Source organism: Acinetobacter sp. NRRL B-65365, from assembly GCF_001605865.1.
GTDB lineage: Bacteria > Pseudomonadota > Gammaproteobacteria > Pseudomonadales > Moraxellaceae > Acinetobacter > Acinetobacter vivianii.
Window position 1 is genome coordinate 1 of the sequence record NZ_LRPD01000070.1, and the last position, 22759, is coordinate 22759.

Below are 22759 nucleotides of genomic sequence, written 5' to 3' on the forward strand. Positions count from 1 at the left end.
AAAGTTGATATCTTCATAGGAAATAATATATAAATTTTTTTAATATAATTTCAACTCAAAGGAACGAATAGTTATGGATTCAGGATTGATCACCCTTTTCTTGCCAATCGCACTTGCCATTGTCATGGCGGGTATGGGCTTGGAACTCACCTTAAAAGATTTCGCCCGTGTCACCAAACACCCAAAAGCCGTTATCATTGCCCTGTTTTGCCAATTAGTTTTATTGGTCGGGATTGCATTCTTGATTTGTAAAATCCTTGCGCTACCGCCGTTACTTGCTGTGGGCCTCATGCTTTTAGCAGCTTCACCGGGTGGCTCGACTGCAAACTTGTTCAGTTATTTGTATAAAGGTGATATCGCCTTAAATATTAGTTTGACCGCACTCAATGCCTTGGTTGCTGCCCTGTTCTTACCGTTTATTGTCAATTTCGCCATTCTGCATTTTATGAATGAAGGACAACATGTAGGGCTACAATTTTCTAAAATTCTACAAGTATTTCTAATTATCTTGGTGCCTGTGGCAATCGGTATGCTGGTTCGTCATTTTGTCCCCCATTTAGCAGAAAAGTTAAATCGTCCTGTACGTATTTTTGCAATTGTTTTCTTACTCATCATTATTGCTGGGGCAATTTTTAATGAGCGGCATAATCTGGTTGAGTATCTGGGACAGATTGGCTTTGCTACCGCTTTATTCTGTGCAATCAGTTTGGCAGTTGGTTATTTTGTACCGCGTTTCTTTGGGATCAGTTCATATCAAGCCCGTGCCTGTGCATTTGAAATCGGGATTCATAACAGCACCCTTGCCATGACGATTGCGCTTACAATTATGGCCAGTACAACGATCGCAATGCCAGCCGCAGTTTATTCTATTTTTATGTATATCTTCGCTACAATCTTTGGCATTTTGATTACCCGCTTTGGACCGCCGGTGACTGAGAAATCTTAAATATTTGTTTTATCGTCAATAGCGTATGACTGATTTTCAGTGATACGCTATTTTTATAATTATACGACTTCTAGCTGTTGTTTAAGCGCTTGTGCTGACCAAGCCTGAGGAGAAGTTTCCGCCTGTTTAACAAGCTGAATCAATTTTGCATTGATAGGTGCTTCTAAATTGAGCTGTTCTGCTAAACGAACAACCTCTCCATTAATCCAGTCAATTTCAGTTGTTCGTCCTGCCATCAGATCATCTGCCATAGATGAACGAGCCAGTGGATCAATTGCTAACATTTTCTTACTCACCACATTAAAAATGAAATCTGGCAATCTCAATACCACAGGAACAATTTGTGCTGGCAAAGCCGTGAGCTGAGCAGGTTGAATATGCGCAATTTTCAGCAATCCCAACGCTTCCATTTGTACCATTGCCAAACATTGACGGTATGCCCGAATCGAAAGCTGTTGCTTTAACGGAAGCTGTGATAAGGCATTCACTGCGTTATTTAAATTCAGAATTAACTTCGCCCACTGTACTGCCTGCATATCAGGCTCCAGTTTCAGTTCCAGCCCTGCGGTTTTAAATGCGTTCATTAGCTCATGCAGCGCATCATTTTGCTTGATATATAACCCACCTTCTGTACCTTGATGAAACCCACCATTTCCCAAAGCCGCGACATTAAAAGGAACCATGCCTGCAAGAATGGTTTGGTTGGGCAGAATCTGTTTTAAAATCTCCGCATTTCTTAAACCATTTTGAAAACTGATAATCAATTTTTTGTTTCTTAAAACAGTTTTTAACTCATGAGCAACGTATTCAGTGGCTGCTGATTTAACACAAACAAAAATAATATCTGCTTGCGCTGCAACTTGTGGATCATCGCTCAATTGAAGCTGATTTGCTGCAATCGTGTGTTGATACCCACGATAATCCGAAACTGTCAGACCGTATTGTTGTAATTGCTGGTGAATTCTAGGGCGTACAATAAATTGAACATCGCATCCTATGGCTGCTAACCGCCCTCCCAGATAACAACCAATATTGCCTGCACCATAAATACATATTTTCATTCAACCTCCTGTTCAGTTTATATCCGTATGGGTTACTGTAACCCGAAGCCTGAAAAGAGATTGTCATTGAGTTGACAATTGATCAGCTAGAACAGGTCAAAAAATAAAAAAGCCCAACAATCGATGTCAGGCTTTCATTTTTATCTCAAGCAATTATCGTAGGTCTGGATCGGCCAATAATGTCGTTGCTGCCAATTTTCCTAAACTATTTGAAGCCAGCGGACTATCACCTGTCAGTAATTTTCGATCTTGATGTACCTGACCTGTAATTCCTTTATTCAAGATTTTAACGCCAAGTTTTTCCAGATTTTCACCGACCAACCACGGCAGTTGCCCTGGCATATAACCAATCTCAATATTCGCACCTTTATCTAGGGAATCAGGGAAAACACAAACCTGATAGTCTTTGAAAATATAGTCTTGTGGATTTTCATCTACAGCGGCAGCAAGTAATGATGCCGGCCCATGACACAAGGTAATCACATACTTATCATTTGCAACGGCCCACTTTAATAATGTTTTGACTTCGTTGCTGTGTGGAATTTTAGCCAGTACACCATGTCCACCCGGGATGAAAATACCAGCATAAGGTGAATCAGCGCTTAAGGCTTTCTCGAGCACATCAGCAAGTTTTAAAGGTGACTTGAGCTGTTTCTCATATTTTTTATAAGTGTCTAATACCACTTGTTCTTCGTTTGGCATCGCCCACATTTCCAGCTTGACTGGATTTCCTGAAAGCGTTGCAACGTCAAAGGCAAAGCCTGCACTATCCAGATGAAACATTGGCAATAACATTTCAACGGGATGATTTCCTGTAGAGAAGAATTTTTCATTCTGCATCAAGATATAACGTTCGTCTGTCGCGATCATTAGAATCTTTTTATCGCCCTGATAGGGTTGTGGATAGGTTGTACCATCATAGTCAGTTTTAGCGGAAGTATACTGACTCAATGAATAGGGTGATGGGAAGAATGCATTATCTTCTGCAAGATCAGGTGTTGGATTACGATCATCAAGATTTGTTGTCATTTCAAGTTTCCTCATTGCATCGTTTTATTTATATCCATACTGCTTGAGCAACCTGCCATACTCAAGTTTTGAGTACGAACAGGCATGGAATGAATATAATTAGGCAAATTAAGACTTAATTTCGAGTACGACTTTGCCAATATGCTGGCTGCTCTCTAAACATTGGTGCGCCTGAGCGACATCTGCAAAGGCGAAAGTTTTATAGATCATTGGCTTACATTGATCGGCTTCAATCAAAGGCCAGACAAATTGTTCAAGCTCTTGAGCAATCTTGGCTTTTTCCGCGTTGGTTCTTGCACGCATGGTTGAGCCTGTGACAACGGCACGTTTTAGCATCAACTCCTGTATATCAAAGCCATCAACTTTACGACCGCCCATAAAACCAATAATCACCAAACGTCCATCACGCTTTAATAATCTCAGGTTTTGGTTGAAATAGGCGGCTCCAATGATATCCAGAATTACATCCACGCCTTGACCATCGGTCAGTGCCAAAACTTCTTTCTCAAAATCCTGCGTTTTGTAGTTAATGACCTGTGACATTGGAGATAACTTTCCAACTTTGTCATCGTGGCCAACCGTAGAAAAATTTTTAATTCCCATAGCATGACACAAGCTAATTGCGGTTGAACCAATACCGCTGGCCCCACCATGAATCAGCACAGTTTCATCCTTCTTCAAATGACCAATCTGGAACAGATTCGCCCAAACAGTAAAATAAGTTTCAGGGATAGCAGCCGCTTCAACAAAACTTAAATTTTTTGGAACTTTCAGAGTTTGATTTGCGGGTACAGCACAATATTCAGCATACCCACCACCGTTGGTCAGTGCACAGACTTTATCGCCCACTTTAAACTGTGTCACTTGCGCGCCTACTTGTGCAACCACACCAGATACTTCTAGACCAGGAATAGGCGTGACGCCTTTTGGCATTGGATATAATCCTTGACGCTGTAAAATATCAGGTCGATTAATTCCTGTTGCGTAGACCTCAATAAGAACTTCATCAGCAGTAATTTCTGGGCGTGCTCCCTCAGCAACTTGTAAAACTTCAGGGCCGCCTGCTTGAGTAATTTCAATATATTTCATTTGTTCTACGCTCTTTTGATTCATCTGATCATGACTCCGTTTCAGTATTCGATTCAGCATGTTTGGGTGGAAAACCAAACTGCTTTTTAAATTCTCGGCTAAATTGAGAAGAGCTCTGATATCCAACAGCATAAGCCGCTTGAGCCACACTTTGGTCTGCGTTTTGCAACAATTGTTTTGCCTTATGCAACCGAACGATTTTCAAATATTGCAACGGTGAATGTTGTGTCACCTGTTTAAAGGCTTTATGAAATGCAGAGGTACTCATATTGGCTTGCTCTGCCAGCATTTCTACAGTGAGCTTTTCTGTAAAATGGTGCTGGATATACTCGCAGATTTTATAAATAGGTCTGAGATTGCCTTGTGCAACCAAACCTTTTAAGGCATCCGCACCAGCATGTTGAATCACGCGATAAAGCAATTCTCGTTTAATCTGATCGCCCAAAACCAGCACATCTTGTTCTGAGGTCAATGTCTGTAATAAACGATTCAGCACACTCGAAATGGTCTGATCATATTGAATCACACTCATTCCTGTGGTGAGTGGCTTAAACTGGTAGCTCTCGAAATAGGTTTTTGCAAGCAGCTCATTCACAGTGTCTGCTTCCAGTTTCATGCTAATCGCAATCATCGGTGCTTCCGCACTGGCAATGGTGTCACAATCAAATGGCATTGAAACCGAGACGATCAGGCATTCACCTTGTTGAAAAGAATAGGTTTCTGTGCCGATATAGCCGCGCTTTTGGCCTTGTAATACAAACACAAGGGTTGGTTCCTGTAATACAGCAATCGGTGGCGTATTATGGTCAACTCGCATGAGCACAATGCCGTCAATGGCTGTGGCAAAGAAACCCTCTTTCTGAACCAGTTTTAGAAATAAGTTGATGAGTTTTTGGTCATTCATCATGTGTCATCTGATGATTTGAAATATAATTTTTATTATTAAATAGCAAAGAGATAAAAGCTGTTAGTTTTATGCAGAATTAGGCATGGAAAAGAGAGTTTTGTGACTCTCAGTGGATGTATGATCGAATGTATCTCCTAACTTAACTGAACATTTCTACTTACTTTAGGAAAAAACAATTATTCACGAATGAGTAATTGGTTCGAATCAAAGAATTTTAACATTCTTTAATATATATTTTATTAACCAAAGGCAATATACCTAACCTTCCTTCAACTATATCGTTCCATGTATCATCCTCTTTGAGCTTATCCAGTATATAAAACTCAACTATTTTATTTCCAATCTTATATAGGTCTCTATACTTAATTTCTGTTTCTTTATTTGTAAAATCAACTCCACCAACTATTTCTCGTTCCTCATTATCTAATTTTATTGTGGTCACTTTATTAGCTTCCATGAAGGGGTTTTCTTCATTTAATCCTATTATAGTGCCACTAACAATATATGTTTCAATATTTCCATTCTCGATATTTCCCCACCATTCATCAGAGCCAAATAATCCATAATTACCTTTCAATCCTGCTGTACTACTTTCATCAAGAGTAGTCTCTTGTGCGCCATCAATCCAATCTTGATTCACCAATAAATACTCTTTAAGGTTATAAACTAACTTATAACCACTCTCAACTAACTTAGACTCTTTAATCATTGTGATTTCAACCTTATTTCTGGCTGTCTTGGGACAGGTCTCGAACCAATAATCCAACTACTATTAATATATGTCATAGCTACACCATTTTGACTACCTAAGCCTATATTGATTACCCCTGTTTATTATAAAAATATGGATTTCCCACACCTTCTAACTTAAACAAAGCATTTGTTTTTGTCCAATCTACTACTGTTGATGAAGATCGTAGACCAGGTAAATATTTAGTTGAACTTTGGTCTGTTACTCCCATTGTATATAAGCTTGTTAGGGTGAAATAAAAGTTTCATGTGAGACTTTCAATTTATGATTTGTTTGTAAGAATTGTGCTTCAGGTACCGATATTGTTCGATAAACCATTTCATAGTTTTTGGTTTCTTAGATATTGCTGAGTTAAAATATTAAAAAATGGTGCAGCAGCTGGCCTGTTAAATGTTTCATTCATCAAATAGCCGACAACAATCCCTACCAAAGTATTCAAAAATAAATTTATAAAAATCTACCGACTCTTATGGAAGGTTATTATTTAAAACCTAATAAAACTGACTCGAATCCAACATCTGTAAGGTAATCTTTTTCACTTCATCACGACTTTGCATGATATGCGCTTCAATCGCACTGATCGCTTGCTCTGTTTGTCTCTCAAAAATAAAACCTAAGATTTTTTGATGTTCCTGATAAGTCGCTTCCACCCGATAATCTTTAGAAAAGTCCAAACGGCGGATAATCCGAATCCGCTCACTTAAATCACGATGAATTCTTGCCATTTCATTATTGCCCGAAGCACGGATCAAGGCACAATGAAAATCTTCATCTTGTTGCGAAAGCTGTTTAATATCCTTTAAATACGCATCAGGCTCAACCAGCCAAAGCGCTTTTAAAAGTGACAACTCAACTGAGTTGTGATGATCAATCTGACAAAGTTTACGAATGCTATCTTTTTCCAACACAATACGCACATCGTAAAGTTCTTCATAATATCGAAAATTGAGCGGTCGAATCTGCCAACCGCTCCGAAAGCTCACATCAACATAGCCCTCTTGTTGCAAACGATATAAGGCATGTCGGATGGGGGTACGACTTACCGCATAAGCTTTAGCAACTTCAGACTCAGTGAAGCGTTCACCAGGCATCAATTTGAAATCGAAGATGTCATTCTTGATGCGTTGGTAAACCAGCTCAGATAGATTGTCTGAGCTTTTTGTTGTTATTTTTGGTTCTTTCATTCAACCCTATTCCATATATACCAATGGCTCACCACTGTGTACAGTTTGCCCCGCTCTGCAAATAATGGCTTTGACGATACCATCTTCCTCTGCATAAACAGGTAGCTCCATTTTCATTGCTTCAATAATAGCAATAGTTTCTCCTTTTTTGATCTCTTGCCCATGTTCAACAAAAATTTTCCAGATATTGCCTGTCATTGATGCATTTAAAGAAGAAAGATGGCTGTAATCGACCTGATTCGCTTGTTCCACATGCTGTTCAGGTTGTGCAGCAAACTCTTCTTTCCAGCGACTCACTTCAGTGCTAAAGGCCTGTTGCTGTTTCTCTTTAAACGCGGCGATACTTTCCGCTTCATTCTCCAAGAACTGTACATATTCTGCATAGTCAAACTCGGTTTCTTCAATTTGGATCTGAGCGCGGCCATTTTCAAAATCTGCACGCCATTCATTGAGTTCAGCTTCTGTCACAGGGAAATATTTAATCTGGTCAAAGAATTGCAAGAACCATTGTTTATCACCAAATTGCTTGTTCTTTTTAAACTTGTTCCAGATCGGCAGCGTCCGCCCAATCAACTGATAACCACCTGGTGAGTCCATGCCATAAATACACATGTACATACCACCAATCCCTACCGTGCCTTCCGCAGTAAAGGTACGTGCTGGATTGTACTTAGAGCTGAGCAAACGATGGCGTGGATCAATCGGCACAGCACACGGTGCTGTCAGATAAACATCACCCAAACCCAGTACCAAATAATTGGCATCGAAAATAATGTCTTTCACTTTATCTCGATGTGCAAGCCCATTAATTCGTTGGATGAAATCGACGTTATTTGGTAACCATGGCGCTTTAGCACACACACTTTCCTGATAGCGCTCCACAGCACCTAAAGTCGCACTGTCTTCAAACGCCATTGGTAAATGCACGATACGCGATGGAATTTTAAGTTGGCTTAAATCGCCCATTTCATCTTCAAGTTTAAGCAATTTCGTAATCAGCTCAGCTTGAGAAATCACCAGACCATCGTATTTAATTTGTAGTGAACGTACCCCTGGGGATAGCTCCAAAACACCCACAATATTGGCACTGTGAATCATTTTAATCAGTTGATGCACACGTAAACGTAGTGCCAAGTCTAAAACGTTTTCACCGTACTCTAATAAGATATAGCTATCACCTGCTTGGCGATACAGGGTTTTTGGCGATAATTCAGTTTGTTCACGTTGTGCCAGAATGGTGGTTAATACATCTTGAGTTGGCTCAATCGTTTCTACCACTTTGGCAGCGGCGGCAAAGTTTTGGATATTTTCAATTTGTTTGCGTTCTAACTCATTGGCCTGTTCGACTGTAATTGGATAAAAATGGATTTTGTCATCGGCTTTGAGTTGGCCTACTTTCCAGAGCTCTGCTTTGGCAATGGTCACGGGGCAAACGAAGCCACCAAGACTTGGGCCATCTTTTGCCAAAATCACAGGGAAATCACCCGTAAAGTTGATCGCGCCAATCGCATATTCACAGTCATGCACATTGGACGGATGCAAACCAGCTTCACCGCCATTTTCACGCGCCCAGCTTGGTGTAGGCCCTGAAAGTCTTACGCCTAAGCGGTTTGAGTTAAAGTGAACGGTCCATTCAGAAGCAAAAAATTCTTCTACATATTCAGGTTTAAAGAAATCAGGTGCACCATGTGGACCATACAGCACCGCGATTTCCCATTCATTGCTATATTCAGGGATTAAATCTGTCGATAAGGCTTGTGGCGTGTCGGTTGCCAATGGCAATTCAGCATTTGCCAAGCTTGAATCAACCATTTTGATCATATCGCCAACACGCAAAGTACGTCCTGCATGACCACCAAAATTACCTAGTGCAAAGGTTGAACGACTACCCAAATATAAAGGGACATCCAGTCCATCACGCACAGCCAAATAAGTACGGCAGCCTGAAGCCACTTGCCCTATTTTTAAGGTTTGACCTGCTTTAACTTGAACTGGTTGCCAAAAGCTAATCTCTTGATTATCTAACACAGCAGTACAACTTGCACCAGTCAGTGCAATCGTGGTATCTGCATGAAACTTTAATGTTGGCCCCACCAAGGTAAACTCAAAACCTGCCGCTTTAACATCATTGCCGACAATACGGTTGGCAAGTTGGAACGCATAATCATCCATTGGGCCAGATGGCGGTACACCAATATCCCAATAGCCTGTACGCCCCGGATAGTCCTGAATTGAACTAAGTGTGCCAGCTTGAATCACTTCAATGACTTTTGGTGAATAGTTAAAATCATCCAGCATACGCGTCCAGATTTGCATAGATTCGAAACGCTGGTCTGAAACGATTGCGCGTGCATAATCCAGATTGGTACTGATTCCATTTAAACGGGTTTCAGCCAAAACTACTTTTAATTTTTCAATTGCTGTAGCTCGATCTTCGGCATGGACAATAATTTTGGCAATCATCGGATCGAAATATTGAGAAATTTCAGTCCCTGTTTTGACCCAAGTATCGACACGAATACCTTCTGGAAAAGACACTTCTGTGAGTACACCCGGGCTTGGCTGGAAATTTTTCACAGGATCTTCGGCATAGACACGGACTTCAATTGCTGCACCTTTAGGTTGAATATTGCTGAGATAATTCCAGTCCAAGGCATCACCTGCCGCGACTTTGAGCATGCATTCAATCAAGTCGAGTCCAGTGACCATTTCAGTAACAGGATGCTCTACCTGTAAACGGGTATTTACTTCAAGGAAGTAAAATTCATCCCGTTGAGCATCGTAAATAAACTCAACCGTGCCTGCGCTGCGATAATTGACAGAACGACCCAGTTCAACCGCTGCTTGATGCAACTTTTGACGGGTAGCTTCAGGTAAATTGGCCGCTGGCGTTTCTTCTACCACTTTCTGGTTACGACGTTGCAATGAACAATCGCGCTCACCAAATGACACTACTTGGCCTTTGCCATCACCAAAAATTTGTACTTCGACATGACGTGCTTTATCAATAAAACATTCGATAAAGACTCCCGCATCTTTAAAAAACTGTTCACCTAAACGTTTTACGCTTTCATAAGCTTCGGTTAATGCTTGTGGGGTGTCACAACGGGTTAAGCCAATTCCGCCGCCACCCGCAGTACTTTTTAACATGATTGGATAGCCAATCCGTTCAGCAGCCGTCAATGCTTCTTCCAAGCTATCGAGCAATCCTGTACCCGGTGTCATTGGAACATTCGCCGCTGCTGCCAATTCACGTGCGCGATGCTTTAAACCAAACTCCAGAATCTGCTCTGCGGTTGGGCCCATAAATGCAATATTGTTTTCTTCACAAGCACGGGAAAAATCGGCACTTTCAGACAGAAAACCATAACCGGGAAAAATTGCTTCTGCCCCAGTTTTTTTGGCTGCTTGAATCAATTTATCAATACTGAGATAAGTATCGGCAGGTTTTAGACCTTCTAACGAAATTGCAATATCTGCATCTTGTACATGTTGTGCATAACGATCGCTATCGGAATACACAGCCACACTGGTAATGCCTAATTTTTTTAATGTTCGAATTGCTCGGACAGCAATTTCACCACGGTTTGCAATAAGTACAGTTTTAAACATGATGATTTCCCCCAATTAATTCGCTGTGTTTGCCGCTTGACTGTTACGATGGTGGATATAGGCTCTCCATCCACCAAAATGGCTAATATTCTCTGCATCGCCTAAACCATAGGGTTCACAAATAAAACCTTTGACCCAACGACCATCCTCCAGCTCGACATTGCCCATCCCTAATGGGGGTGGAATTTCTGCGACAAACTCACCAAATCGTGCCGTTGGTACATCCCAAAGTTCGACGATGATGCTTTTTCCATTGGATTGACGTGCTAGTCCTGGTTTTGGTGGAACGGTGCCATTCAAGGCATAAAGTGCGTAGTCTGGAGAAGTTTTGGTGGTTTCGACATGTACTGCATCACGAGTGGTCAGTTGGAAATTGAGTGGCATGCCTGTCAGATGTGCGCCCACCACAGCAACACGGATATGATGAGGAGAAACTGAAGTCGGTGCGTTTGAAGCTAAGACCTTATCTAAGGCTCCCAGTTTCAGCGCTAAATAGTTCTGCCAAGCCTTACCAAAGTGAATTAGAGCCGCATCGTGCCATGCAGGGGCAATTAAGCTAATACCGAAAGGTAAGCTGTCTGCTCTAAAGCCTGCGGGTAATGCCAGTGCACTTAAATCTGCGAGATTGGTAAAGTTGGTATAAATGCCAAAGTGAGCGTTGTATTCAATTGGATGTTGTTGAAGCTGCTCAATGGTATAAATCGTTGGTGCAGTTGGGACAATCAATGCATCAAATTCAGCCAGACTGTCTTGAATTTTTCGGGCCAGATCCATTCTTAAATATTCGGCATTGTAGGCATCTACCGCAGAGTATTTTTCACCTTGTTGAACGATTTCCAAAACCGTTGGATCAAAATCGTCAGCATTGTTTTTTAGTAGATCCGCAACCGCCGCCGTGCGCTCGGCAACCCAAGAGCCTTGATATAACTGTGCTGCAAGTTGCTCAAAAGCAGAAAAATCAATCGCTGTAATTTCTGCATTTAAACTTTCAAGTAATTGAATGGTTTGCTGGAAGGCTTTTTCTGCCTGCTCATCACCAAAGAAATTTAATTGTTTTGGAATCGCAAATTTCAATTTACTCGAGAATCGAGCAGGTACATTTTTAGGATGTGGACGAGAGTAACTATCTAAAGCATCATACGCTTCGGCTTGATGGGCAACCAACTCTGCATCTGCAACGGTTAATGCAAAAATTGAAATGCAATCAATGCTTTTGACTGCCGGTAATAGTCCTCGATTTGAGAAGCGCCCTTTGGTTGGTTTTAAGCCCACAATATTATTGAATGCCGCTGGTACACGACCCGATCCAGCTGTATCGGTGCCCAATGAAAATGGAACCAAACCCCTTGCTACTACACTGGCAGAACCTGAACTTGAACCACCACTGACATATTCAGGTTTAAAGCTATTCGGTACTGCCCCAAAGGGTGAACGTGTCCCGACCAAACCTGTTGCAAACTGATCAAGGTTGGTTTTACCAATAACAATGGCACCCGCTTGTTTAAGCAAACGGACAGTTTCAGCATCTTGTGTCGCGATCGTATGTAATGCTTTACATGCTGCGGTGGTAACAAAACCTGCAACATCTATATTGTCTTTAACAGCAAACGGAACACCGTATAAAGGAAATTGCTTTTTGAGGTCTTCTGCATCTTGCGCTAATTGCGTTAAAGACTGAATCTGTTGTTCGAGTACATCTGGACTCACAATCGAAATCCAAGCCACATCATTAGGATCAAGTGCTTTGACTAATTCTTTTAAAATATCGAGTTGAATTTCATTGTTGAAATACGCCGTTTGCCATTCAGAAATTGTCCAGCCTAAAGTTTTTAGTTCATGCATCTTATGAATCCTATCTTGTATACAAGTTTGAATAGATAAATGCAGAAACTGTGCCAATATATTTTTAATATAAAAATTAATCACTTATGGTGTTTAATAAAATACAAGCTTATGAGAATGGTGCAGTTATAGTGCTGAAAAAATTTTGTTCGAGCTGATGTGCGCTATAAATCAGCAGATCTTTAGTGTGGAATAAAAGATTTGAATAAAAATGAGAAAATTCGATTTAAGTTATTTGTTTTTATGGTGTTATTTGTTTTCTTTCAAATATTTAGTGATATCTTCAAATTCTGCAGCAACGGACTGAATCGCCTGTTGTTCCATGCCTCTAAATTTTTTTAATATGACTTGCCCCAATTCGGTTACGATTGCACCACCACCATGCGTTCCCCCTGTTTGAGTTTCGACAAGATGAGATTGAAAGCATTGATTCATGGTATCGACCAGTTGCCATGCACGACGATAACTCATGTCCATAGATTTAGCCGCTTGTGAAATTGAACCTGTTCGCTGGATGGCTTCGAGTAATTCAGCTTTGCCAGGGCCAAAGGCAATCTGTTCATCAGACAAGATGCGAAGGTGCATTTTTAAACGGGGTTTTGACATTTCGAGTTACCAAGATTTGATGGTGTATTTCACACCATCAAATCCCATTATTTAAATTTAGAAATGAATCACAGTACGAATCGACTTACCTTCATGCATCAAGTCAAAGGCTTCATTAATGTCTTCAAGTGGCATAGTATGCGTTACAAAAGGTTCAAGCTGAATCTCGCCTTTCATTGCATCTTCAACCATTTTAGGAAGTTGTGAACGACCTTTTATACCACCAAAAGCAGTACCCATCCATTTACGGCCTGTCACCAACTGGAATGGACGGGTTGAGATTTCCTGACCTGCACCGGCAACGCCAATAATCACCGACTGTCCCCAACCACGATGTGCACATTCAAGTGCAGAACGCATAACATTAGTATTGCCGATACATTCAAAAGAATGATCAACCCCCCAACCTGTCATTTCCACAATGACTTGCTGAATAGGCTGATCATACTCTTTTGGATTAAGGAAATCTGTTGCGCCAAACTGTTTTGCCAGTTCAAATTTATCTGGATTGGTATCTACTACAATAATACGTCCAGCTTTGGCCTGACGTGCACCTTGTACTACAGCAAGACCAATACCGCCTAAACCAAACACAGCAACGCTATCGCCTTCCTGCACTTTAGCAGTGTTATGAACGGCGCCAATACCTGTAGTCACGCCACAACCGAGTAAACACACTTGTTCATGGTTGGCTTCTGGATTGATTTTTGCCAAAGACACTTCAGCGACTACCGTATATTCACTAAAGGTTGAACAGCCCATGTAGTGGTAGATTGGTTGACCGTTATAAGAAAAACGAGTGGTACCATCTGGCATAACCCCTTTACCTTGAGTTGCACGCACCGCAACACAGAGATTGGTTTTTCCAGATTTACAGAATAAGCATTCTTTACATTCAGCCGTATACAATGGGATCACGTGATCGCCTACTGCGACGCTGGTCACACCTTCACCTACTTGTACCACAACCCCTGCGCCTTCATGGCCTAAAACAGCAGGAAATACACCTTCAGGATCATCACCTGATAAAGTGAAGGCATCTGTATGGCACACCCCAGTATGCGTGATTTTAATGAGAACCTCACCTGCTCTTGGTGGCTCAACATCAAGCTCTACGATTTGTAATGGTTCACCTGCGGCAAATGCAACGGCTGCACGAGATTTAATCACAATGACACTCCTGAATTTTACTTTAAATAAGATTTAAAAATTTTACTGACTTGAATAAGCTCTTGACTGCGTTGCAACTCAGAAGATTCACCGACAACTAAAGTATCTTTTAAATGAATTTCGAGTAGTTCAGTCATCAAACCATTTAATGCGCCGCGAACTGCACAAATTTGCTGCAAGATATCAGCGCATTCTGTGTCATTCTCCAAAGCACGTTCAACACTCTGGACTTGACCTTGAATTCGCCTTACACGCGTGAGAATCTTTTTTTTATCCTCTAATTGTTTAGGCATAATGTAGACCACATTAAATCTAAAAATATACTATACACCAGTATAGTAAATTAACTCAATATCTATTGATCCACAGATGATAATGTTGCATTGATTCAAACTTATTTATATATGAAAAAAGATAGTGAAAGTGGTAACCAGTTGATTCTGCTTACAATTACATTTAACCATTGGAAAGAAAAACCATTTAGATATATAAGAAAATCAAACACCTATACATTACTCTTGGATTCACGCTTGACCAATAAAATGATAAACAATTCATACCATTTTAAGATAACGACACTTGTTATTATATTAGGAATTGGTGGTTGTTCTTTACCACCGAATGAAAATCATGATCGGAGTAATTCCTTGCAAACTAAAACAAAGTGGATGAATGACCCACAGGCCGATCTTAATATTGAAAACGGTTTAACGGCTTTTTTAGCTTTGGATGATGCTTTTCTAAGCATTGCCTCACGTATTCATTTAATCAGAAATGCCAAGCATCAGCTTGATTTACAATACTATATCTGGAATGACGATGCCATTGGCAATCTGATGCTTCATGAACTGCTGAATGCTGCTGATCGTGGTGTAAAAGTCCGCCTGCTGATTGATGACCAAAATGGAATAAAGCTGGATAAGACTTTAAAAGCCCTTGCCCAGCATCCAAATTTTGAAATCCGTATTTTCAATCCTTATAAATTTAGACACCTCCGTTTTATTGATTATATCTTCCGCTTAAAACAGATTAACCATCGCATGCACAATAAGCTTACACTGGCGGATCATTCTATTGCTGTTACAGGTGGAAGAAATATCAGTAGTGAATATTTTGATGCTGGTGATCAGTTTCAGTTCAGCGACATGGATATTTTATTTTACGGTAAAGCGGTAGAGCGAGCGGAAGATGTATTTGATGAGTTCTGGAATCATCCACTGAGCTACTCCACAGAACAATTGTTAGGACAAGGCACTGCTCAGCAACTTGAGAACCTAAGAATCTCATATAAAACGCTGGATCAGGTCAACACACCAACCGAAGATAAATTAGAAGCCGCACAAGATTATTTAAAATTACGTTTAGAAAATTATCCAATCCAGTGGGCCAAAGCGCATTTTGTGGCTGATCATCCAGATAAAGCACGCGGACAGGCACAACAACAGCAACTTCTCTATTCCCAAATCCTCAATATTATGGGCAAACCAGAACAACACATGGAACTGGTATCTGCCTATTTTGTTCCGACTGAACGTGGTACGGCCTATCTCAATCAACTTTCTAAAGACGGTATCAAAGTACGCGTACTGACCAATAGTCTGGTTGCAAATGATGTGGCCGTAGTTCATTCTTTCTATAGCCAGTATCGTAAGCCACTTTTACAAAATGGTGTGCAGCTTTATGAGTTTAAGCCCAACATCGAGCGTAAAAAGCGGACTTGGTATGAAATTGCGACAGGGAGTGTCATTCCCGTCAAAGGTAAAAATCGCTCCAGCTTACACGCCAAGTTTTTTGATGTTGATGGAAAAGTTTTTATTGGTTCATTTAACTTTGACCCACGCTCTGCTCATCTAAATACTGAAGTGGGTTTGGTGGTGGAATCTGATCATTTACAAGACCAGATTACCGCAATGCTGGACCAGCATTTATTACAAGTGGCTTATCAACTTAAATTAGATGAACATGGCAATATTGTCTGGTATGAGCATAAGGACAATGGTGAAGTTATTCAGCATCATCATGATCCTGAAAGCACCAAATTCCAACGCTTTACCATGAATGTGGTATCTTATTTCCCTGTAGAGTGGATGATGTAAACCTTATCCAGGTTTATTGATTATCTTAACTGGGTGACATTTCAAATAAACACAAACCTGCTATTTCCAAAGGCATTTTGATAACATCAAAAGATGCCTTTTTTAAAGCATCAATATGCTCTTGTTTACTCATAAAAAGTTGATCATTTTGCATCGCATCAGGCGCACAAATATGATCACAAACCAGATAATGGCCTTCAGATTTTAATAAGGTCTTCACGATTTTATGAAAATCGGTTGCATATTTCTTATGTCGAAGCTCATGTAAAGCTTGATGAATAATGATGAGGTCAAATTTTTGAGTCAGGCTATCTTGCCAGTTCGGCTCTTTAAAATCTCCGATAATGTAGGTTGCTCGTGCTGTTTCAGTGGGATTTAATTTCTCTTGTGCAAGCGTGTGCATCACTTCAGAAAAATCAAAAGCGTGATATTTAATACCATCAAGTTGCGATAACAAATGTTGAGCTAAAAAACCAGGCCCAGACCCCAGTTCTAATACATGGCAATTATTACCGATGTGAGCTTTTATAAAGTCTACATAATACTGAAAGAAGTCCAGTCTCCATGGACGTTTTGCATTTGCTGTTTGTTGCCATTCAAGCGCATCTGTATAAAGCCTTAAATCAATAGGACTAGGGACATCATCACTCATAGCTTCCCTCCTCTTTTTTAATTACACTAATCCAATTTGCTGAAAAAATTGTTGATAGACTTCTGCTTTCTTTTCTAATGCTAAAGGATAGGCGCGTGACGAAGAAGGTAAACGATATAAATTCAGCTCCCGATCAAGATGTTTAACCTGTACAGATTGCCCTATCATTGGTTTTATTGGCTGATCTGGAAAATGCTGCATCAGCGTATCTGTCGCTTTATCGCCTGTAGTCATAATGGTATGGCACAGTGGAATTTGTTCCAGTAATTTGGATAAATCTGTAGGCGTAACAATTTCTAAAAATTTATCAGATGCATTACCTTGTAATCGTTTCACTTGATAGGCCGTGTCAAAGATTCCTACACCAATTTGAGTTAAGAACTCACGGATCAGTTGTTCTTTAAAGTTTTTATTGGTTAAATCTAAAAAATGATTTTTATCATTAAAGAAAATAAGGCCAAATATTCTCCACATGTCGTTTTGATAATTTGGATAGTAAAAATCCATCTTCCAACGGCTTTTTGGCGGTGGAAAACTTCCCAACATCAATAGCTTAGCATTAGAAGGTAAAAATGGTTGTAATGGATGTGTTTCTATTTCTATATCAGTCATTTATATCAATAGCCAAATTTTAAATTGAGTAAATCATTTTGTTTATTTTATAGAATTTTCCAGTTTTTTGCTCGGTTCTTTTGTTGGTGAAAATTTCGCCTTAACAAAATTTTAGCAAAATTTTAGCAAAATTTTAACAATATCTTTTGTTGGAATGAGATTCGAGTTTGCCGATCTGACAGAAGTAGATTGAATGAAAAGTTGCTTTCAAGATATAGAAAAACCGCTTTAAAAAGCGGTTTTTCTAGGAATGAATTTAGGGCTCGCCCTTTTAGAAATGATTTAATACGTGACAGTAACAACCACGCTATCTGAGTAGTTTCCTGGAGTACTTGAAATAGTTGTGCCTTGCGGAATTTTTCCATAAACGGGTGTACTTTGAGCGCTACCCGTACCAGTTTTAGAAACTCCGCCTGCTCCTCCAACATTGGTTAATCCTCCTGTAGCATCCCATACCGTACTATAGTTAGAGTCTTTATAGAGCTGATAAGGAATAAATTCATTATTACCGTTCGTCATGCGCCTGAATCCACCAGTTATACGGTTATTACCATCTCCTAAATAAATACTGTACGGCGTTCCAAAATTACAAGTCGTATTCACAGCTCCTTGAGTTGTGTAGTCTCTTTTTGTAGTTCGAATATCGTTAATATTGCCAAAATCAACATTTGAAGTTGAGTTTAATTGGCACATACTTGGGACCACAAAGTTAGCTGTGAGTAGTGTATCGCCTGAATCCCAGCCACCAATCAAGTCACCACAAATTAGGCCCAAAGCATCCATATCCCAATATAACCGAACCGTAGCAGTATATGTCCCTGGCGGATATGCGATAAGCGATCCTGTTCGGGCAGGTACTTTCACATTCACTGAGTAATTAATAATATTGTTGGAAGCGACAGTTCTAACTGGGCCATACCAGACATTAGATGTTTGATTTGTTGTAGTAGAACCTGCTCCCCCTACTGTTCCTGCTACGGTATAAGGGAGTGAAACATTATTATGGCTATTCGTTGTTCCTGTAAAAACGGTTTTCATACACATATAAGCAGAAACTTGAGGAATTCCTAAGGTTGTGCAAGTAATGGTTCCTGAAAGGTTTACAGTTGCATCACTATTAATATTTGCAGCGGTATAAGTAAAAGTATTATTGGTGGTTCCACTTACAGTACAAGCAGCATGTGCTGGGCTAAAAAATGCGTAAACAAGATAAAATAAGAAAATACCAATTAAATATTTAAAAAAAATGGAGAATTTCTTGTAGTTCTCTATTTGAGTCTTATCAAAAATATTTATCGACATACATAAGGTCCCAATTTCTTAGTTGAGTACTGATTACTGTTGTAAGTGAAGTCAACTTGGCACGAACCATGATCCAGAAGATCAACTTCAAGTTTGTTTTGTTGTAATAAGTTTTGAATAAATACTTCACCGTCATAACCTACCATACCCTCTTGCTGCCCATTGATTCGAACCGTATAACCTGGCAATAAAGGTGAGTTGTTTTGATCAATAAGTTTCACCAAACCGGAAATAACTTGATGAGCGCCAAAGTCAACTAAGGTTCCTTGACGATAGCCGACCACAGTTTTTTGTTCTGTCGCTTTAACATTCCAATTCAAAGGAAGATAGGATGGATCTAAATAAATATGGTTTTCTTGATAAGGCATTAGGCTAGGAATCAGAAATCTTCCAGCATTATCAGTAAAACCTAAATTAACCCCACCATTTAATATCTGGCTGCGCGGTCCAGCATTGGTTACAACTGCGTAACCCTCTCCAATTTCGTTGGCTGCAAAGATGCGTCCCGCTGCTGCAACCAGTGAACCTGTCGCTGAAAATGCCACCTGATCATTATCTCCAAATCGGTTATAGCGTCCTGTCAGGTAGGCTGCACGGGCTCGGTAAGAAGCATAGAGCGAAGCGTTATTTTCTTTCGCATCCTGATCTCGTTCAACATAGCCGCCCCATCCAAATGAACCGATTTTCGGTTCTGATAATCCAAATATTTCTTGACGGTAACTCAACCTGCCACTATCACTTGACACACTTGTAATCGCATTAAGTTTGCTAGACGGTGTATATCGCAGGGCAAAGTAAATGCCATAGTCTTTATTATTTTCATAATCCTTATAAGCGGAGGTATAAAATCCCCAATTCTTGTTAATACTCCCGCTTATGTTAGCAGACAGTAATTTGTAGGAGTTTTCGCTATATTTAATCTGGTTATACCCCAGATAAGCCCCATATCCTGCATAAAAATTATAGTTAATTCCTGCCCTGAAAATTTCATCCGCTAATGCGCTATAGCTTAGATAGTTTTGTGTCTCGGCATTGATGTTGTTATCTTTTAAATATCTGACTTGAGAGACACGGGCTAGGTCAAAATAGTTATCAAATACTTTGCGGTAACTGGTATTAAATGAAATATTCTTACTGATACGCCCTTCTAAACCCAACAAGGCAGAATAGCCGTTTTCATCTTTATACTGGCTCGCTGCAATATCTGCATTAATCACTCCAACGCCAAAAACATTCTTGGCAAATCCTGTACCGAAATTCGATAGTCCATCTGTTGAAGCTTCCGCCCCACCGCTTAAAGTAAGTGAGTTACTGAAGCCATATCGAATGGCACCAGAAGCAAAAGTGGCATCATCATAATCGTTTGAGTACAGCCCATAGTTATAACGTGGAATTCCCACGTCTACTGAAAACTCATTAATGCCTTTTGCTAAAATCTTGGAGGAAAAATAATAAGGCTTTTTGGTAATACTCTGTTGCCCAGTTGCATCAGTTGTCACCAGCGTGACTTCATTTCCTGAAATAAAAGGAAGCTGTTTGATATCAAATGGCCCTGATGGAACCAGCCCTGAATAAATCTTTTGCTGGTTGACGTATAAATCAAGAGTCGAAGGTAAGGCAGCCGAGCCAGAAAATTGCGGGAGTGCCGAGGTGACAATATCACCACGTTGGGTATAGGCACTCGACCATTGGAAACCAGCAAGACGTACACTACTGCCCCAATCGGGACTATTGGAAATAAAATCGCCTAAAGTATATAACCTGATTTTTTCGGGATCGACATATTGCCACTTACTTTCCAATCTCACCCATTTTTCATGGTTATAACTATTCTCATTACTTCCATTATATAAAACACCTGACGAAAAGTTGCCGAGGGCACTGTTAAAAATCCCCTCAGCCGAACCTGAAAAAGTATTTTCATCGTTGATTATGCTGTTATACACGCTATAGTTGAGAATAACTGCGTTTAAAGGCTTCATCTTTAATAAATGCGGGCTCGTGATCTGCTGGCCACTTAAGTCGACTGCATAGCCCGTTAACATGCTTGGTGGAATATTTAAATTTAGAGCCTGCTCTTTCTCCAGATATTTAAACTGGATGCCCTTTAGATCGTTAATACATACCCAATCGGTGTCAGGGTGCTGCCCATTCATTTTCAGCCTTAAAGCTTTTAAGTCACGGGCACGGATATATAACTTGCCATCTTTAGATTGTTTGACAGCAATCAAGTCTTCAGAAGCATTTGCATTAATAGAAATATTTAAAAAAAGCTGAGTAAAGTTAAGATCTTGTTCCTTTCCACTCCTCTTCGCTTGCACATATGTATTGTTGCTATTTATAGCATCAGGGACACGAGGAGTCGTTGTGTTGGTATGATCTTGAAGTTGCTCAGCAACAGAATATGCAGGAAAATATGCAACACATAAGACACCTATAATGTATTTCATATAAGCCTCTTAAAGTGTTGTTTTCTTACCATTAACTGTCAGAGATACACTGTATTTATGATTTGGCTGATATGTAAAATTATTAATCGCGTAACTTCGACTCTGCTGCCCAAGAATATAACCATTCACGGTATTTACTCTAATCGGATAACTTTTTCCTGCTGTCGTATCAACAAGCGTTAAATTATTCAACAACGCATGTCGGTTTCCAATATTACTAATATTTAAAGAAGCATCCTTCTGATTGGAATCAATTTTCCAATTCAGTTTAGTAATCGCATCTTTATCTACTACAAAAACAGGTAATGATGAGCGAAGTAATACATTTATTCCTTGAGCTGCTTTACGGCTATCAACTGGTTTTGGTAACTCATCAATAATAATACGATAAGTTTTTTCACCAGAAATCGCTGTAGGATTAATTCTGACTACACGTAAGTTATAAGAATCATTAGGCTTTAATTTTAAAAATGGCGGGCTTATCGCGATCTCATCTGTAGGAACCAATTGATCTTGTCCATCTTTCTGCGTCCATTCAAACACACGAATTTGCAAATCCGTACTTTCACTGGACTGGTTAAATAAACTAATCGAAGAAGCACTCTGGTTATTCAATAATTCTACATTCACAGGTGAAATTCGAATTGTAGCTGCACTCAAAGCACTCGAAAAAGATAAGAATAAACTCGTAATAATAAAAATGTTTTTTTTCATGACTTGCTCAATTAAATCTTTTAAAGCATTAGCCCTAAAAAGGGCTAATAGTATTTCTTATATATAAATCAATAAGTTACAGTTACTGTCACTGTATCTAAATAACTTCCAGCACTTGGTAAAGTCGTTCCCGCTGGAATACGGCCATAGACGTTAACTGTTTGAACGTTACCTGTTCCTGTTCCACTGTATGCAGTTGTTGCAATACCAATTGCTGTTGCACGTCCTGTGTCCGAGAAAAGGTTATAAGGAATATATTCTGTCGTGGTTGCACCACCAATCATACGACGTTGAGTAGATAAAACATTCTGACCACCATCAAATGACAAAGTCCAAGGTACGGTGTTGTTACAAAGTACTCTGATTGGAGTTCCACCTGTGGTTGTAGTATCTGCGTCTACATTACTTGCAAGTGAACTTAATGTCCCAAAGTCTAAGACCGCATTCGAAGTCGTACCTGTGGCAGAGGTATTTAGAACACAGCTATTTGTTACTGTCGCTCTCACAGTCAATGTACCAGTTGCTGTAGCGGCATTTGCTGTATTAAGCGAAAATAATCCTATAGCAATTGCCGATAAATAATAAAAAGTCTTTTTCATGGCTTAAACCTTTTTACATTAAATTGTTGGAATTAATAGATGTAAAAAAATTAACCCTTAAACATTACAATCACTTTTAATTTGACTGCTCTTTTAGAGCTTATATTTTTACACTATTTTTTTCATACTACATAAAT

The 22759-nt window shown here is 39.8% G+C and carries 19 protein-coding genes; 2 read left to right on the plus strand and 17 right to left on the minus strand.

The features are described 5' to 3' along the window. Positions 1-73 precede the first annotated feature (73 nt). Entirely contained in the window at positions 74-946 is an 873-nt protein-coding gene (locus AWW72_RS17700; protein WP_062848181.1) for a bile acid:sodium symporter family protein, read from the plus strand. 59 nt (positions 947-1005) lie between these two features. On the opposite strand, the gene AWW72_RS17705 is transcribed toward AWW72_RS17700, so the two are convergent. From AWW72_RS17705 to AWW72_RS17755, 11 genes are all read right to left on the minus strand, one after another. Beyond that, on the minus strand, positions 1006-2007 hold the full coding sequence (locus AWW72_RS17705) for a 2-dehydropantoate 2-reductase (RefSeq protein WP_062848182.1): 1002 nt from the start codon (positions 2005-2007) through the stop codon (positions 1006-1008). A gap of 153 nt (positions 2008-2160) precedes the next feature. Continuing rightward, positions 2161-3036: a glyoxalase III HchA gene (gene hchA, locus AWW72_RS17710; RefSeq protein ID WP_062848183.1), complete on the minus strand. Its 876-nt coding sequence runs from the start codon at positions 3034-3036 to the stop codon at positions 2161-2163. 108 nt (positions 3037-3144) lie between these two features. Then, the gene (locus AWW72_RS17715; RefSeq protein WP_062848184.1) at positions 3145-4149 is read right to left on the minus strand and encodes an NAD(P)H-quinone oxidoreductase; all 1005 of its coding nucleotides are present in this window, start codon (positions 4147-4149) and stop codon (positions 3145-3147) included. Between the two features lie 4 nt (positions 4150-4153). Continuing rightward, positions 4154-5032 (minus strand): AraC family transcriptional regulator, encoded by an 879-nt coding sequence (locus AWW72_RS17720; protein ID WP_062848185.1) that lies wholly within the window; start codon positions 5030-5032, stop codon positions 4154-4156. Between the two features lie 214 nt (positions 5033-5246). After that, positions 5247-5741 (minus strand): immunity protein RhsI2 family protein, encoded by a 495-nt coding sequence (locus AWW72_RS17725; protein WP_062848186.1) that lies wholly within the window; start codon positions 5739-5741, stop codon positions 5247-5249. A 533-nt stretch (positions 5742-6274) separates the two neighbouring features. Further along, positions 6275-6967: a GntR family transcriptional regulator gene (locus AWW72_RS17730; protein WP_062848187.1), complete on the minus strand. Its 693-nt coding sequence runs from the start codon at positions 6965-6967 to the stop codon at positions 6275-6277. Positions 6968-6973: 6 nt separating this feature from the next. Then, entirely contained in the window at positions 6974-10579 is a 3606-nt protein-coding gene (gene uca / locus AWW72_RS17735) for an urea carboxylase (RefSeq protein ID WP_062848188.1), read from the minus strand. 15 nt (positions 10580-10594) lie between these two features. After that, positions 10595-12421 (minus strand): allophanate hydrolase, encoded by a 1827-nt coding sequence (gene atzF / locus AWW72_RS17740; protein WP_062848189.1) that lies wholly within the window; start codon positions 12419-12421, stop codon positions 10595-10597. Positions 12422-12670: 249 nt separating this feature from the next. Then, the gene (locus AWW72_RS17745) at positions 12671-13027 is read right to left on the minus strand and encodes a winged helix-turn-helix domain-containing protein (protein WP_062848190.1); all 357 of its coding nucleotides are present in this window, start codon (positions 13025-13027) and stop codon (positions 12671-12673) included. Positions 13028-13084: 57 nt separating this feature from the next. Continuing rightward, entirely contained in the window at positions 13085-14194 is a 1110-nt protein-coding gene (locus AWW72_RS17750) for an S-(hydroxymethyl)glutathione dehydrogenase/class III alcohol dehydrogenase (protein WP_062848198.1), read from the minus strand. A gap of 20 nt (positions 14195-14214) precedes the next feature. Next, complete coding sequence (locus AWW72_RS17755) at positions 14215-14490, minus strand: metal/formaldehyde-sensitive transcriptional repressor (RefSeq protein WP_062848191.1); 276 nt, start codon at positions 14488-14490, stop codon at positions 14215-14217. A 294-nt stretch (positions 14491-14784) separates the two neighbouring features. Here AWW72_RS17755 and AWW72_RS17760 point away from each other — a divergent pair, with 294 nt between their 5' ends. After that, the gene (locus tag AWW72_RS17760) at positions 14785-16293 is read left to right on the plus strand and encodes a phospholipase D family protein (RefSeq protein WP_081410397.1); all 1509 of its coding nucleotides are present in this window, start codon (positions 14785-14787) and stop codon (positions 16291-16293) included. Between the two features lie 25 nt (positions 16294-16318). Here AWW72_RS17760 and AWW72_RS17765 read toward each other — a convergent pair whose 3' ends face one another. From AWW72_RS17765 to AWW72_RS17790, 6 genes are all read right to left on the minus strand, one after another. After that, the gene (locus AWW72_RS17765) at positions 16319-16945 is read right to left on the minus strand and encodes a class I SAM-dependent methyltransferase (protein ID WP_062848192.1); all 627 of its coding nucleotides are present in this window, start codon (positions 16943-16945) and stop codon (positions 16319-16321) included. 21 nt (positions 16946-16966) lie between these two features. Next, positions 16967-17557, minus strand: coding sequence for a uracil-DNA glycosylase family protein (locus AWW72_RS17770; RefSeq protein ID WP_062848193.1), 591 nt, complete (start codon positions 17555-17557; stop codon positions 16967-16969). Between the two features lie 282 nt (positions 17558-17839). Further along, positions 17840-18859, minus strand: coding sequence for a Csu type fimbrial protein (locus AWW72_RS17775; protein WP_062848194.1), 1020 nt, complete (start codon positions 18857-18859; stop codon positions 17840-17842). Then, positions 18850-21309 (minus strand): fimbria/pilus outer membrane usher protein, encoded by a 2460-nt coding sequence (locus AWW72_RS17780; RefSeq protein ID WP_062848195.1) that lies wholly within the window; start codon positions 21307-21309, stop codon positions 18850-18852. The genes AWW72_RS17775 and AWW72_RS17780 overlap by 10 nt, the downstream gene beginning before the upstream one ends. Positions 21310-21318: 9 nt before the next feature. Further along, positions 21319-22023, minus strand: coding sequence for a fimbrial biogenesis chaperone (locus tag AWW72_RS17785; RefSeq protein ID WP_062848196.1), 705 nt, complete (start codon positions 22021-22023; stop codon positions 21319-21321). 68 nt (positions 22024-22091) lie between these two features. Then, positions 22092-22622, minus strand: a complete 531-nt coding sequence (locus AWW72_RS17790; RefSeq protein WP_062848197.1) for a Csu type fimbrial protein — start codon at positions 22620-22622, stop codon at positions 22092-22094. Between the last annotated feature and the right edge of the window lie 137 nt (positions 22623-22759).